At 70.2% G+C, this 13,829-nt stretch carries 10 protein-coding genes; 7 read left to right on the forward strand and 3 right to left on the reverse strand.

Translation table 11 applies throughout. From position 1 onward, the window contains the following. From ACIPYT_RS06740 to ACIPYT_RS06765, 6 genes are all read left to right on the forward strand, one after another. Positions 1-960, forward strand: a complete 960-nt coding sequence (locus ACIPYT_RS06740; RefSeq protein ID WP_401071883.1) for a carbohydrate ABC transporter permease — start codon at positions 1-3, stop codon at positions 958-960. Next, positions 953-1,846, forward strand: coding sequence for a carbohydrate ABC transporter permease (locus ACIPYT_RS06745; RefSeq protein ID WP_401071885.1), 894 nt, complete (start codon positions 953-955; stop codon positions 1,844-1,846). The genes ACIPYT_RS06740 and ACIPYT_RS06745 overlap by 8 nt, the downstream gene beginning before the upstream one ends. Position 1,847: 1 nt before the next feature. Beyond that, entirely contained in the window at positions 1,848-2,909 is a 1,062-nt protein-coding gene (locus ACIPYT_RS06750) for a LacI family DNA-binding transcriptional regulator (RefSeq protein ID WP_401071887.1), read from the forward strand. 41 nt (positions 2,910-2,950) lie between these two features. Then, positions 2,951-4,132 carry a Gfo/Idh/MocA family protein gene (locus tag ACIPYT_RS06755; RefSeq protein WP_401071889.1) on the forward strand — a complete coding sequence of 394 codons (1,182 nt, stop codon included), beginning with the start codon at positions 2,951-2,953 and terminating at the stop codon, positions 4,130-4,132. A gap of 279 nt (positions 4,133-4,411) precedes the next feature. Beyond that, the gene (locus ACIPYT_RS06760) at positions 4,412-5,011 is read left to right on the forward strand and encodes a TetR/AcrR family transcriptional regulator (protein WP_401071891.1); all 600 of its coding nucleotides are present in this window, start codon (positions 4,412-4,414) and stop codon (positions 5,009-5,011) included. A gap of 16 nt (positions 5,012-5,027) precedes the next feature. Next, the gene (locus tag ACIPYT_RS06765) at positions 5,028-8,222 is read left to right on the forward strand and encodes an efflux RND transporter permease subunit (protein ID WP_401071893.1); all 3,195 of its coding nucleotides are present in this window, start codon (positions 5,028-5,030) and stop codon (positions 8,220-8,222) included. 176 nt (positions 8,223-8,398) lie between these two features. Here the strand turns inward: ACIPYT_RS06765 and ACIPYT_RS06770 are convergent, their stop codons facing one another. Beyond that, positions 8,399-9,295 carry an aldose 1-epimerase family protein gene (locus ACIPYT_RS06770; RefSeq protein ID WP_401071895.1) on the reverse strand — a complete coding sequence of 299 codons (897 nt, stop codon included), beginning with the start codon at positions 9,293-9,295 and terminating at the stop codon, positions 8,399-8,401. 281 nt (positions 9,296-9,576) lie between these two features. Here ACIPYT_RS06770 and ACIPYT_RS06775 point away from each other — a divergent pair, with 281 nt between their 5' ends. Further along, positions 9,577-11,862, forward strand: a complete 2,286-nt coding sequence (locus ACIPYT_RS06775) for a DEAD/DEAH box helicase (protein ID WP_401071897.1) — start codon at positions 9,577-9,579, stop codon at positions 11,860-11,862. Between the two features lie 282 nt (positions 11,863-12,144). Here ACIPYT_RS06775 and ACIPYT_RS06780 read toward each other — a convergent pair whose 3' ends face one another. Beyond that, positions 12,145-12,684: a YaeQ family protein gene (locus tag ACIPYT_RS06780; protein ID WP_401074760.1), complete on the reverse strand. Its 540-nt coding sequence runs from the start codon at positions 12,682-12,684 to the stop codon at positions 12,145-12,147. A 46-nt stretch (positions 12,685-12,730) separates the two neighbouring features. Further along, the gene (locus tag ACIPYT_RS06785) at positions 12,731-13,819 is read right to left on the reverse strand and encodes an Rv2578c family radical SAM protein (RefSeq protein ID WP_401071899.1); all 1,089 of its coding nucleotides are present in this window, start codon (positions 13,817-13,819) and stop codon (positions 12,731-12,733) included. Positions 13,820-13,829 lie beyond the last annotated feature (10 nt).

Below are 13,829 nucleotides of genomic sequence, written 5' to 3' on the forward strand. Positions count from 1 at the left end.
ATGACCGTCGTCGCCTCCCGCGAAGCCGTGCAGGCCGAGCGGATGCCGGAGCCCCCGCGCCCCGGCATCCGCCGCCGGCGGCGCAGCCCCGGCGCCTCGCCCTGGTGGGCGCTGGTGTTCCTCGGCCCCACGGCCGTCGGCATCGCCGCGTTCTACCTGTGGCCGACCGTGCGCACACTGCTCATCTCGTTCACGAAGTCCGGGCCCTTCGGCGGCTCGGAGTGGGTCGGGATCGACAACTACGCGCGGCTGTTCCAGGACCCGGAACTCCTCGGCGCTCTCCGCAACACCGCGTTGTACACGGTGATCGCGCTGATCGGCATCCCGCTCGCGGTCGCGATCGCCGCTCTCCTCAACACGACCGGCCTCAAGGGGCGCAGCGCCTACCGCACGCTGTACTTCATCCCCGTGGTGACCATGCCCGCGGCGATCGCCCTGGTGTGGCGCATGATCTACAACGGCGACTACGGCGTGCTGAACGCGGCGCTCGGCGCCGTCGGGATCGACGGTCGCAGCTGGCTCACCGACCCGAACACGGCTCTCGTCGCGATCGCCGTGGTCGGCATCTGGGCGGGACTCGGCACGAACATCGTGATCTTCCTCGCGGGGCTGCAGGGCATCCCGGACACGATCATGGAGGCCGCCGACCTCGACGGCGCCGGCCCCGTGCGCAAGTTCTTCTCCATCACGATCCCGCTGCTGTCGCCCTCGATCTTCTTCGTGAGCGTCATCAGCGTGATCGGCGCCCTGCAGGTGTTCGACCTCGTCTACATGATGCTCGGGCGCAGCAACCCGGCCATGCCGAACACCCGCACCGTGGTCTACCTCTTCTACGAAGCGGGGTTCCTCGACAACGACCGGGGCTACGCGGCGGCCGTCGCGTTCCTGCTGCTGCTCATCATCCTGGTGCTGACGATCGTGCAGTTCCGTCTGCAGAAGAAGTGGGTGCACTATGAGTGACGTCTCGCTCGACACACGCGCCGTCGTGGGGGCAGCCCCCGGCCGCTCCGGCACCCGAGCCGGGAAGCCGAAGAACCGCGGCCTCTGGATCGTGCACCTCGTGCTCATCATCGGCGCCGTGCTCATGGTGTTCCCGTTCGTCTGGCAGCTGCTGACCTCGTTCAAGACGCTGTCCGACTCGGTGCAGGTGCCGCCGAGCATCCTGCCGCGCGAATGGGTGTTCACGAACTTCGCCGAGGTCTTCGACTCGATGCCGTTCGCGCAGATGTTCGCGAACTCGGTGCTGCTCACGGTCGGCCGCACGGTGGGCCAGGTCGTGCTGTGCACCATGGCCGGGTACGCGTTCGCGCGCATCCCGTTCCCCGGTCGCAACGCGCTGTTCGTCGTGTTCCTCTCGGTGCTCATGGTGCCCTCGCAGCTCTACCTGCTGCCGCAGTACGAGATCATCCAGGCGCTGGGCTGGCTTAATACGCTGCAGGCGCTCATCGTGCCCGGCATCTTCAGCGCCTTCGGCACGTTCCTCATGCGGCAGTTCTTCCTCTCGATGCCCGCCGAGCTCGAAGAGGCCGCGCGCATCGACGGCGCGAATCCGTGGCAGACCTTCTGGCGCATCATGGTTCCGCTCGCGAAGCCTGGCATCATCGCACTTGTGGTGGTCACTGTGCTGTGGTCCTGGAACGACCTGCTCTGGCCGTTGATCGTGACGACGGACCCGGCCAGGATGCCGCTGTCGGTCGGGCTCTCGCAGCTCGTCGGCATCCACGGCACCGACTACCCGGTGCTCATGGCCGGTGCGCTGCTCGCCACGCTGCCCATGCTGGTGACGTTCATGATCCTGCAGCGGCAGTTCATCCAGGGCATCGCGTTCAGCGGATCGAAGGGCTGACATGACCGAGCGCAGACAGCACACACCCCGACGCCCCACGCTGCGGATGGTGGCGGAACGGGCGGGCGTCTCGACCGCGACCGTGTCGTACGTGTTCTCCGGTCGATCGGGATCGTCGTCCGGCGCGGGGGTCGCAGAGGCCACCGCCGCGAAGGTGCTCGCGGCGGCCGAGGAGCTGAACTACCGGCCCAACAGCGCCGCCCGCGCGATCCGCACCGGACGCACCGGCATGATCCAGCTGTCGCTGCACATGCTCAGCGACCCGTGGTCGCTCGCGGTCGCCGACGCCGTCAACGTCGAGGCGAATCGGCACGGGCTCACGACGCTGATCCTCGCCGACGGCGACTGGCATGCGGCACTCGACCGCGTCGAGTCCGACGTCGCCTACCTCGACGGCATCGAGCTCGACGAGGATGCCGTGAGCAAGCTCGGCGACCTCGTGCGGCGCGGGCAGCGGCTCGTGGTGTTCACCGAGCGGCGGCTCGACCCGGACGGGTTCGATGTCGTGCGCTCGGACGCGATCCCCGGGTGCGAGATCGCGATGGACCACCTGCTCGAACGGCACACGCGCATCGGCGCCCTCACGGCGGAGGGCGCGGTGCGCCTCGCCCCGACGCGCGTCACGCGGTACACGCCGTACCTCGACCGCATGGCCGCGGCCGGTCTCGACGTCGATCCCGCATGGACCGCGACGTACGGCGACTCGCAGTCGAGCGCGTTCGAGGCGGCCGTCGGGCTGCTGTCGCGGCGCGAACGACCCGAGGCGATCTACGCGACGACCGACTTCGCGGCGATCGCGGCGATCAACGCAGCCCACATGCTGGGTCTGCGAGTGCCGCACGACGTCGCGGTGATCGGCATCGGCAACACCCCGGACGCACGGCTCGTCGCGCCGACTCTCACCACGGTCGGCCCGACCGACTTCTTCGCGCGGCAGGCGCGCATCATCACCGACCGCGCTCTCGCACCCGACGGCTCCGCTCCGCGCGTGCACGAGTTCCCGTGGTCTCTCTTCCGGGGCGCGTCGACCGATCTCGACGCCCCGGCTCTTCGTTCGCGGTGACGCTCGCGCGCCGCATCCCTCTCTCGACCCAAGGACACACCGTGGATCTCAGCATCGGCATCATCGGCTTCGGCGCGCGCGCCACCCTCCGCGAGGAGGTGCACCGCCCCGGCCAGGGCTCGCGCATCACTGCCGTGTGCGACCCGTCGGAGCGTGCGCGCGACGACGCCCGCCGCCTGTTCCCCGACGCGCTCGTCACCGAGTCGCTCGACGAGCTGCTCGCCTCGGGGGTGGATGCCGTCATGGTGCTGACCCCCGATGACACGCACGCCGCACTCAGCATCCGCGCGCTCGAGGCGGGCGTCGCGGTGTTCTGCGAGAAGCCGCTCGCGATCGACCTCGCCGACGCCGACGCCATGCTGCGCGCCGCGCGCCGCACCGGCAGCCGCCTCTACATCGGCCACAACATGCGGCACATGCCCGTCATCACGCTCATGCGCGAACTCATCCAGGACGGCCGCATCGGCGACGTGAAGGCCGTGTGGGTGCGGCACTTCGTCGGTCACGGCGGCGACTACTACTTCAAGGACTGGCACGCCGACCGTCGTCGCACCACCGGGCTGCTGCTGCAGAAGGGCGCGCACGACATCGACATCATCCACTGGCTCGCCGGCGCCTACACCGAGCAGGTCGCGGCGATGGGCGAGCTCAGCGTGTACGGCTCGATCACTGACCGGCGCGAGCGTCGGGGGGAGCGGATGCCGGACTGGTTCAGCATCGACAACTGGCCGCCGACCTCGCTGACCGGACTGCACCCGGTGATCGACGTCGAGGACATCTCGATGGTCAACATGCGGCTGTCGGGCGGCATCCTCGCCTCCTACCAGCAGTGCCACTTCACGCCGGACTACTGGCGCAACTACACCGTGATCGGCACCGAGGGGCGCATCGAGAACCTCGGCGACACGGCCGGCAGCGAGGTCCGGCTGTGGAACCGGCGGCACCGCGGGGCGGCGGACGCCGACGAGACGTTCATCGTCCCGGAGGTGGTCGACGCAGGGCACGACGGCGCGGACGCCCTGCTCGTCGCGGAGTTCCTGCGGTTCGTGCGCGACGGCGGCCTCACCGAGACCTCGCCCGTCGCTGCCCGCGAGGCGGTGGCCGCCGGCATCCTCGCGACGCAGTCGCTGCGCGGCGACGGCTCGGCGATCGCCGTCCCCGAACTCGACGCCGACCTGGTGGCGTACTTCGAGCGCGGGCAGGTGGAGGTCTCCGCCGCCTGAGCCGGCCTGCCCCCTTCGCGCCGCCGCGCCGCCCCGCCGCCCCGAAGGCGATCGCCGACGTCGTATGTTCCCGCCGAGGTCGTCAGTTAGCGACGTCGGGATGTGGTCGCCTCGGCGGCAACGCACGGCGTCGGCGCTCCGGAGCGGCGGCGGCGCGGGGAGGCGGCGGCGCGGGGAGGCGGCGGGGCGGGGATGCCGTGGGGCTGACGCGCCGGGCGAATCCCCAGCTTCGACTGGCAAGATGTACAAACGTACATGTACGCCCGTACAGGAGGTCGGATGAGCGAGGGAACCCGGCGCCGCCGCGACCCCGAGGCGCGACGACTCGCGATCGTCACGGCTGCCGCCGAACTCATCATCGAAGTCGGCGTCGACGCCCTCACGCACCGCAAGGTCGCCGCACGCGCCGACGTTCCCCTCGGAGCGACGACCCAGTACTTCGCGACGCTCGACGACCTCCGCGACGCCGCTCTCGGGGCTCTCGCCGCCGAGATCCAGACGCGCATCGACGAGACCAGGCGGGCGGTGATCGCGGGAGGCGTGACGCCCGAGGGCATCGCGCGACTCGTGCGTCAGGGGCTCGACGACGCCCGCGCCGTTCACGCCGACCGGGCCGTCGTCACGGCCGCCGTGCACGACCCCCGCGTCCGTGCGTTCGCCCGCCAGTGGTCCGACGAGGTCGTCGGATTCATGGCCCCCGTTCACGGACTCGACCGAGCCAGGGCAGCAGCCGTCTTCATCGACGGCGTACTCTGGCACGCGCAGATCCACGACGAGCCGCTCGATGAAGAGCTGATCCGCGACGCCCTCGCCGGCATCCTCACCCCGGCACAGGCACCCGCACCCGCATCCGCATCGACCGCCGCCGCATCCGCGTGACCTTGAGAGAGAACCCGTGTCGAACCTCGCCGTCCTCAGCCTGAAGAACCGGGCGCTGATCGCCCTCATCACGATCGTCGCCGCGGTCTTCGGCGGCCTCGCGTTGACCAACCTCAAGCAGGAGCTCATCCCTTCGCTCGAGCTGCCGAACCTCATGGTCATGACCACGTACCCCGGAGCCTCGCCCGAGGTCGTCGAGAACGACGTGTCGACGCCGATCGAGGCGGCCATCCAGGGCGTGCCCGGGCTAGACGGCACGACCGCGACGAGCACCACGAACGCGTCGATCGTGCAGGCGACGTTCGCCTACGGCACGGATCTCGCGACGGCGGAGCAGAAGATCCAGCAGGCGATCAACCGCATCTCCGGTCAGCTGCCGGAGGATGTCAGCCCCCAGGTGCTCGCGGTGTCGATCGACGACTTCCCGGTGATCCAGGTCGCCGTGACCGGCTTCGACGACGCGGAGAACGCGCAGGCCGAGCTGCAGAACGTCGCGATCCCCGAGCTCGAGGATGTCGACGGAGTGAACGCCGCGCAGATCATCGGCGGCGTCGGGCAGCGCATCACCATCACCCCCGACGTCGCGGCCCTCGCCGCGCTCGGCGAGAGCACCCAGGCGATCGGCACGGCGCTCCAGCAGAACGGCACGCTGTTCCCGGGTGGCGACATCACGGAGAACGGGCAGACGCTGACCGTGCAGACGGGCGCCAAGATCACCTCGGTGGAGGAGATCGCGGCGCTTCCGCTCGTCGGCACCGGAGCCACGATCGGCGACGTCGCGACCGTGGTGCAGGAGAGCGACCCGGTCTCGTCGATCTCGCGGGTCGACGGCGAGGACGCACTGTCGATCTCGGTCACGAAGCTCCCCGCCGCGAACACGGTCGAGGTGTCGCAGGGCGTGATCGCGGCGCTCGACACGATCGGCGAGGCGTTCCCGGATGCCGAGTTCACGATCATCTTCGACCAGGCGCCGTTCATCGTGCAGTCCATCGACACGCTCGCGACCGAGGGGATGCTCGGTCTCGTCTTCGCCGTGATCGTCATCCTCGTGTTCCTGCTGTCGATCCGCTCGACCCTGGTGACGGCGATCTCCATCCCGACCAGCGTGCTGATAACCTTCATCGGTCTGCAGGCGTTCGGGTATTCGCTCAACATCCTCACGCTGGGCGCGCTCACGATCGCGATCGGGCGTGTGGTCGACGACTCGATCGTCGTGATCGAGAACATCAAGCGGCACTACGTCGGCGACGCCGACAAGGGCGACGCGATCAGGCTCGCTGTGCGCGAGGTCGCGATGGCTGTGACCTCGTCGACCATCACGACGGTCGCGGTGTTCCTCCCGATCGTGTTCGTCGGCGACATGGTGGGCGAGCTGTTCCGGCCGTTCGCGGTCACGGTCACGATCGCCATGGTCGCCTCGCTGCTCGTGTCGCTCACGATCGTGCCCGTGCTGGCCTACTGGTTCCTGCGGCCGGGCAAGCCCCTGCTCGACGAGAACGGCGTGCAGATCGACCCCGAGCACCCGGATGCTCCGCCCACGCGCCTCCAGAAGGCGTACCGACCGATCCTCGGATGGACGCTGAAGCACTCCGGCATCACCGTGATCCTCGCCGTGGTCGTGCTCGGAGCGACGCTCGCGGCCGCACCGCTCATGAAGGTCAACTTCCTCAGCGACTCCGGGCAGAACACGATGACCGTCACGCAGGACCTCGGCCCGACGGCGAGCCTCGAGACCAAGTCCGAGGCGGCCGTCGCGGTGGAGGACGCCCTGCTCGACATCGACGGCGTCACGCACGTGCAGGCGTCGATCGGATCGAGTGGATCGGCCCTCCGCGACGCGTTCTCGGGCGGAGCCGGCGTGACGTACTCGGTGCTCACCGACAGCGACGCCGACCAGGAGGAACTCCGCGCCGAGGTGCAGGACGCGATCGAGAAGCTCACGGATGCCGGAGAGGTCGCCGTCGCGGCCTCCGCCGGCCTCGGATCGAGCGACATCGAGATCACGGTCTCCGCCTCGACCGCCGACGACCTCGACGCCGCCACGAGCGCGGTGGTCGACGAGCTCGACGGTCGTGCCGGCATCGGTCAGGTGACCGACAACCTCGCGGCCGCACTGCCGTACCTCGCCGTCGTCGTCGACCGTGACGCTGCGGCCGAACGCGGCCTGTCGGAGGTCGCCGTGGGGGCGATCGTGTCGAACACGATGCGCCCGCAGCAGCTCGGAACCGTCGAGATCGACGACACGTCGCTGACCGTGTACCTCGCCACCGCCGAACCGCCGGCCACCGCCGACGCGCTGCGCGCGCTCACGATCCCGACCCCACGCGGCATCGTGCAGCTCCAGGACATCGCGACCGTCGAGGAGCGCAACGGCCCGACCTCGATCACCACGGAGCAGGGGCGCCGCACCGTCACGATCACCGTGCCTCCGGCATCCGACAACCTCGCGACCGCGACGCAGTCGGTCACCGAGGCGCTCGCGGCGGTCGATCTTCCCGACGGCGCCTCCGCCGAGGTGGGCGGTGTGGCCTCGCAGCAGGCCGATTCGTTCTCGCAGCTGGGCCTCGCGATGCTCGCGGCGATCCTCATCGTGTACGTGGTGATGGTCGCGACGTTCAAGTCGCTGCGTCAGCCGCTGCTGCTGCTGATCTCGGTGCCGTTCGCGGCGACCGGCGCGATCCTGCTGCAGATCGTCACGGGTGTGCCCCTCGGGGTGGCCTCGCTGATCGGCGTGCTCATGCTGATCGGCATCGTGGTGACGAACGCGATCGTGCTCATCGACCTCGTCAACCAGTACCGAGAACGAGGGCTGTCGGTGGCCGAGGCCGTCATGGCGGGCGGTGAGAAGCGTCTGCGTCCGATCCTCATGACGGCGCTCGCGACGATCCTCGCGCTGACGCCGATGGCGCTCGGCATCACCGGGCACGGAGGCTTCATCTCGCAGCCGCTGGCGCTCGTCGTGATCGGCGGACTGCTGTCGTCGACCGTGCTCACGCTCGTCGTGCTGCCCACCCTCTACAACCTCGTCGAGGGTGCCCGGGAGCGGCGTCGCGCCCGCAAGGGCGGTGGCACGGATGCCGCGGATGCCGGGGGCAGCACCCCCGGTGGCCCGGACGCCCCGATGCTGACCGGCGCGGCCGCCACCGCATCCGCTCTCCCGCACGCACCGCAGTTGACGCGGCGGGTGCTCCGGGAGCGCGGGGCCCTGTAGCCCTCGAGGGCGGCGTTCTGCCTCGCCGGCGCAGGCGTCTCGCCGTCACAACTCCGGAGAACCGGCCGCTCCTAGGGCCGCGAGCGCCTTGGCAGCGGTTTAGCGGGCCGGATCTCCGGAGTTGTGAGATGCCGGACGCCGCCTCCGGCGGGAGCTCCGAGAGCGGGGATAGCGGGTCAGGACAGGGTCAGGCCCCAGCGCAGCGTCCACGTCTCCTCGGGAGCGAGGTGCCGGAGGCCCCGGCCGCTGTTCAGCGCATCCGCCGGGGCCGTCATCGGCTCGATCGCGACGGCCAGCGGTCGCCCGGGGTACTTGTCGGTCGTGAAGACCTGCACGACGTCGAACCCCTCGCCCTGCCAGAGCGTCAGACGGCGGCCGTCGGGCGCCGTGAGCGAGTGCCGCACGAGGCCGTCGGCGTCGCGGTCGAGGTCGGTGAAGCCCGTGTCGAGGGTCACATCGCCGAGGCGCGCGCCCTCGCGCAGAGACTCGTCGGCGGGAGCGGTGCCGATCGGCAGCATCCGTTCGTCCGTCTCGAAGGCCGTGTGCGCCGGAACCCGGAGCACCAGCTCGGATGCGGCGACGTCGCCGATCGTGACGAACGGATGCGTGCCGAGCGCGACGGGCGCATCGGTCGCCGACCTGTTCGTGAGCGTGTGCGCGACGTCGATGCCGTCGGCGCGCAGCGTGTACGTCACGGTCGTGTCGATCAGGTAGGGGTAGCCGGTCTGCGGAACGACGCTCGCCCGTAGCGTGGTCGACGCCGCGCCCTCCTCGATCTCGTATGCGGTGAACCGGAGGAGTCCGTGGCTCGCGTTCGCGAACTTCGGCTCGGTGATCGCGAGCTGACGTTCGACGCCGCCGTCGTTCCATCGGCCGTCCCGCACGCGGTTCGGCCAGGGCACGAGCACGACGCCCGAGCACGAGGGTGTCGGGATGTCGAGGGGGTACGGCGCGACGAGGTCGACGCCGCCGATGCGCAGAGCGCGCAGCGACGCGCCGACCTGGGCGATCTGGGCCGAGACGTCGCCGAGCTGGAGATGAACCTGGATGCCTGTGGGGGATGCGAAGGTCACATCGACATCGTAGGGTGCGGCGCGATCCGGCGGTCTCCCAGGCGCGCCCGCTACACTGGTGCGGTCGGCTTCGGGCACCCGCGTATGGACGCGGACGTTTTTGTGCAAGAAGTGTGAGCCCAGGGGCCGATGGTGAGCGCCGATCGGCGTTAATCGACCATCACATGAATGGCCCCGGCCGCTGACAGTCCGGACCCGCAGCACGATCGACAGATCGGATGCCGGGTGCTCGCGCGTGTGCGCGGCGCTGTTCTCGTGCGAGAACTCAGAAGGACACACCCATGCCCAAGAACAAGAAGCCCCGCGGCGGGCGACCCGCCGCCAACTTCGAGCCGCGCTACGGCGCCAAGAAGACCTCGTTCCACGACCGTCACACCGGCGGTCGCGACGGCGGTCGCGACGCGCGTGACGCCCGCGACACCCGAGGCGGACGTGCGGATGCCGGTGACCGGCGCACCGCGTCGACGGGATACGACCGTCGTCCGGGCAGCCGGAGCCCCGGCCACCGCGGATACCGCGCCGCCGAGGAGGGCGGCGCCCCCAAGCAGCGCTGGGGCGCCCAGGAGCGTGCCGGCCGCGACGAGGCTCGCAGCATCCGCAACCGTGCCGAGTCCGGACGCCGCGAGGCGCCGCACCGCCGCGACGAGAACGCGCGCTTCGGTGAGCGTCCCCGTTACGGCACCGATCGTCCGAGCGGCGGACGTCGTTTCGACGACCGTGCTCCGCGCCGCGACGACCGGGGCGAGCGTCCGCGTTTCGACCGTGACGACCGCGGCGGGCAGCGCTTCGATCGTGACGCGCGTCCGCAGCGTGACGACCGCGGGTTCGGCGACCGTGCCCCACGTCGGGACGACCGCGGCGAGCGTCCCCGGTACAGCGACCGTGGTGCCGAGCGTCCGCGTTTCGACCGTGACGACCGTCCGCGTCGTGACGACCGCGGGTACGGCGACCGCGCTCCGCGTCGTGACGACCGTGGCGAGCGTCCCCGGTACAGCGACCGTGGTGCCGAGCGTCCGCGTTTCGACCGTGACGACCGTCCGCGTCGTGACGACCGCGGCTACGGCGACCGCGCTCCGCGTCGTGACGACCGTGGCGCCGACCGCCCCGAGCGCTCGTATGACGCCGACCGTGCCCGCCGCGCGTTCGACCGCGACCGTGCGCAGCGTTCGATCGAGGGTGGCCGCGACGAGCGGTCGCGTCCGTCGACCGGCGGCGCTTACCGCACCGAGCGTCCGCGTCGTGACGACCGGTCGCAGCGCGATGCGCGTCCGAGCCGCAGCGACTGGAACGCCGCGCCGAAGCCCGCGTTCGAGCCGACCGACGACGTCGTGCACGAGCGCCTCGAGGCCAAGGCCGTCCAGGCCGTCGAGGTGAACGACGTGACGTTCGCCGACCTCGGCCTCGGATCGAACATCGTCGAGACGCTCGCGAACATGGGGGCGGCGTCGCCGTTTCCGATTCAGGCCGCCAGCATCCCGGCCGTGCTCGAGGGCCGTGACGTGCTCGCCCGCGGGCGCACCGGCTCGGGCAAGACCATCGCGTTCGGCGCGCCGCTCGTCGAGAAGGTGCTGCAGTCGCAGGCCGGCAAGCGCCGTGAGTTCGGTCGGTCGCCGCGTGCGATCGTGCTCGCTCCGACGCGTGAGCTCGCACTGCAGATCGACCGCACGATCCAGCCGATCGCCCGCAGCGTCGGACTTTTCACGACGCAGATCTACGGCGGCGTGCCGCAGGGGCGTCAGGTCGGTGCGCTCAAGAAGGGCGTCGACATCGTGATCGGCACACCCGGCCGCATCGAGGACCTCATCAACCAGGGCAAGCTCGACCTGTCGGACTGCCGCATCGCGGTGCTCGACGAGGCCGACCACATGTGCGAGCTCGGATTCGTCGAGCCCGTGCAGCGCATCCTCCGGGCCACCGCCGACGGCAGTCAGAAGCTGCTGTTCTCGGCGACGCTCGACCGCGAGGTCGCGTCGCTCGTCGACGAGTTCCTCGTCGACCCGGCCGTCTACGAGGTCGCCGGAGAAGACCAGGACTCGGGCACGATCGAGCACCGCGTGCTCGTGATCGAGCACCGCGACAAGGCTGAGATCCTCACGTCGCTCGTCGACCGCGAGGGCAAGACGCTCGTGTTCGCGCGCACCCGCGCCTACGCCGAGATGCTCGCCGAGCAGTTCGACGACGCCGGCATCCCCGCGGTGTCGCTGCACGGCGACCTCAACCAGGGCAAGCGCACGCGCAACCTCGAGCGTCTGACCTCGGGCCGCGTGAACGTTCTCGTCGCCACCGATGTCGCCGCCCGCGGCATCCATGTCGACGACATCGACCTCGTGGTGCAGGCCGACGCTCCCGACGAGTACAAGACGTACCTGCACCGCTCCGGCCGCACGGGTCGGGCGGGCCGTTCGGGTCGTGTCGTCACGCTCATCACGCGCCAGCGCCAGCGCCGCATGAGCGAGCTGCTGGGTCGGGCCGAGATCGAGGCGCCGTTCGAGAACGCGCGCGTCGACGACGACCTGATCGAGGAGATCGCCGGACGGATGCCGTCGGCCGCCGACCTCACAGCCTGACGCGCTCGACGCTGCCGCCACAACTCCGGAGATTCGCACGACACGGCCGGGAGACCTGTGCTCCAGGCCCTGCCGGCGGCGTTTCTCCGGAGTTGTGAGCGCCGCGAGGGTGATGGGGGCGTGCACACGGCCCTCCGAGGCCCCGTTCCGCTGTCGTGGACGGGGCCTTCTGCGTGCGCTGGCGCGTTTCGTCTCCCTGCGTTCGCTCAACGCCCGCGGTCGTCACTCGTCCTCGAGCGAAGATCCCAGCGATGAGACGAGACGCGCTGCTTCCCGTGTGACTCAGACGATCGCGTGCTCGTGCACCGCCGTCGTCAGCGTCGTGCCGTTGAGCGTCAGGTACAGCGTCTGCTCGGTGACCGTGATGCTCACGGTGTTGCGGCGCTCGAGAAGCGGTGCGGCCGTCGCGATGAACTCGGGGTCGAAGCTGAACACCCGCACGTCCTCCGCGCGGTGGATGCGCTTGTCGGCCCACGGGGCCATGACCTTCGCGGGGTCGCGGTGCGTGTAGACGACGACGCGGTCGGCGAGCCGGGTGGCGTGATGCAGGCGGTCGGCGTCGGGGGCGCCGACCTCGATCCATGAGGTGATGGCGCCGGTGAGGTCGCGGGCGATGACGGCGGGCTCCTCGGTCGACGAGACACTGCCGCCGAACGCGATGCCCTCGGTGTGCTCCAGGCCGTAGGCGAGCACGCGGGTGAGCATGTAGGCGTCGGTCTCCGACGGATGCCGGGCTGCGCGCAGCGAGTAGTCCTCGTAGACGCCGCGATCGGTGTCTGCCAGTTGCACGTCGAACGTGTGGATTGTCGAGCCGATCGCCATAGTCATCGAGCCTATGGGATGCCGTCGGCCCCGCTCGCCGCGTCGCTCAGAACAGCATGGGCTGTGACGGTGCAGGGGGCCGCGCCGGCGCAGGAGCCGACGGCCCCGTCGCACGGAAGCCGTCCGCGCCGACACGCCCCTGCCCGATCCGCGACCCCCGCTGCGGGTAGTCGTCCTCGTCGCGGCCGTCCAGTCCGTGCATCCGCAGCAGCGGCCGTGCCCGTTTGGCGAGCCACTGTCGGTAGCCCTTCGGCGCTTCGGCCGAGACCCCGGGGTACAGGCCCAGATACGACGACACCAGATCGGGTCGTGCACGTTCGAGCCACTGCATGAACCACGGTTTGACGCCGGGGCGCAGGTGCAGGGCCCCGTAGATCACGCGCCGGGCGCCGGCGTCCTTGATGCGGCGCAGAGCCGTGTCGATCGCCTCGACCGAGTCGGTCATGTGGGGCATGATCGGCATCAGGAACACGGTCGAGGGGAACCCGGCATCCGCCAGCGTCTTCACGGCGTCGAGTCGGGCCTGGGTGCTGGGGGCACCGGGTTCGATGGCCTTCTGCAGGTCGTCGTCGTACATCGCGATCGACATCTGCACATCGACGGGCACCCGCTGCGCGGCCCTCACGAGCAGGGGGATGTCGCGGCGGATCAGCGTGCCCTTCGTGAGGATCGAGATCGGCGTACCCGACGCGGCCAGCGCTTCGATGATGCCCGGCATGAGCTTGTAGCGACCCTCGGCGCGCTGGTACGGGTCGGTGTTCGTGCCCAGGGCGACGGTCTCGTGGCGCCAGCTCCCCTTGCGCAGTTCGCGTTCGAGCACCTCGACGACGTTGGTCTTCACGACGATCTGCGAGTCGAAGTCGGCTCCGCCGTCGAGGTCGAGGTACTCGTGCGTACCGCGCGCGAAACAGTACGTGCAGGCATGACTGCAGCCGCGGTAGGGGTTGATGGTCCAGGCGAACGGCATGCGCGATGCGCCGGGCACGTGGTTGAGCGCGGACTTCGAGAGGACTTCGTGGAAGGTCATCCCGGCGAACTCCGGTGTCGTGACCGTGCGCAGCACGCTCTTGCGGTCTTCGAGGCCGGGGAGCGCGGCGGCGTCGACGTCGCCGACCTTCTGCCCCTGCCATCTCATGCCCTCATTC

Origin of the sequence: Microbacterium sp. NPDC089695 (genome assembly GCF_044749085.1) — a bacterium.
Taxonomy (GTDB): Bacteria; Actinomycetota; Actinomycetes; order Actinomycetales; family Microbacteriaceae; genus Microbacterium.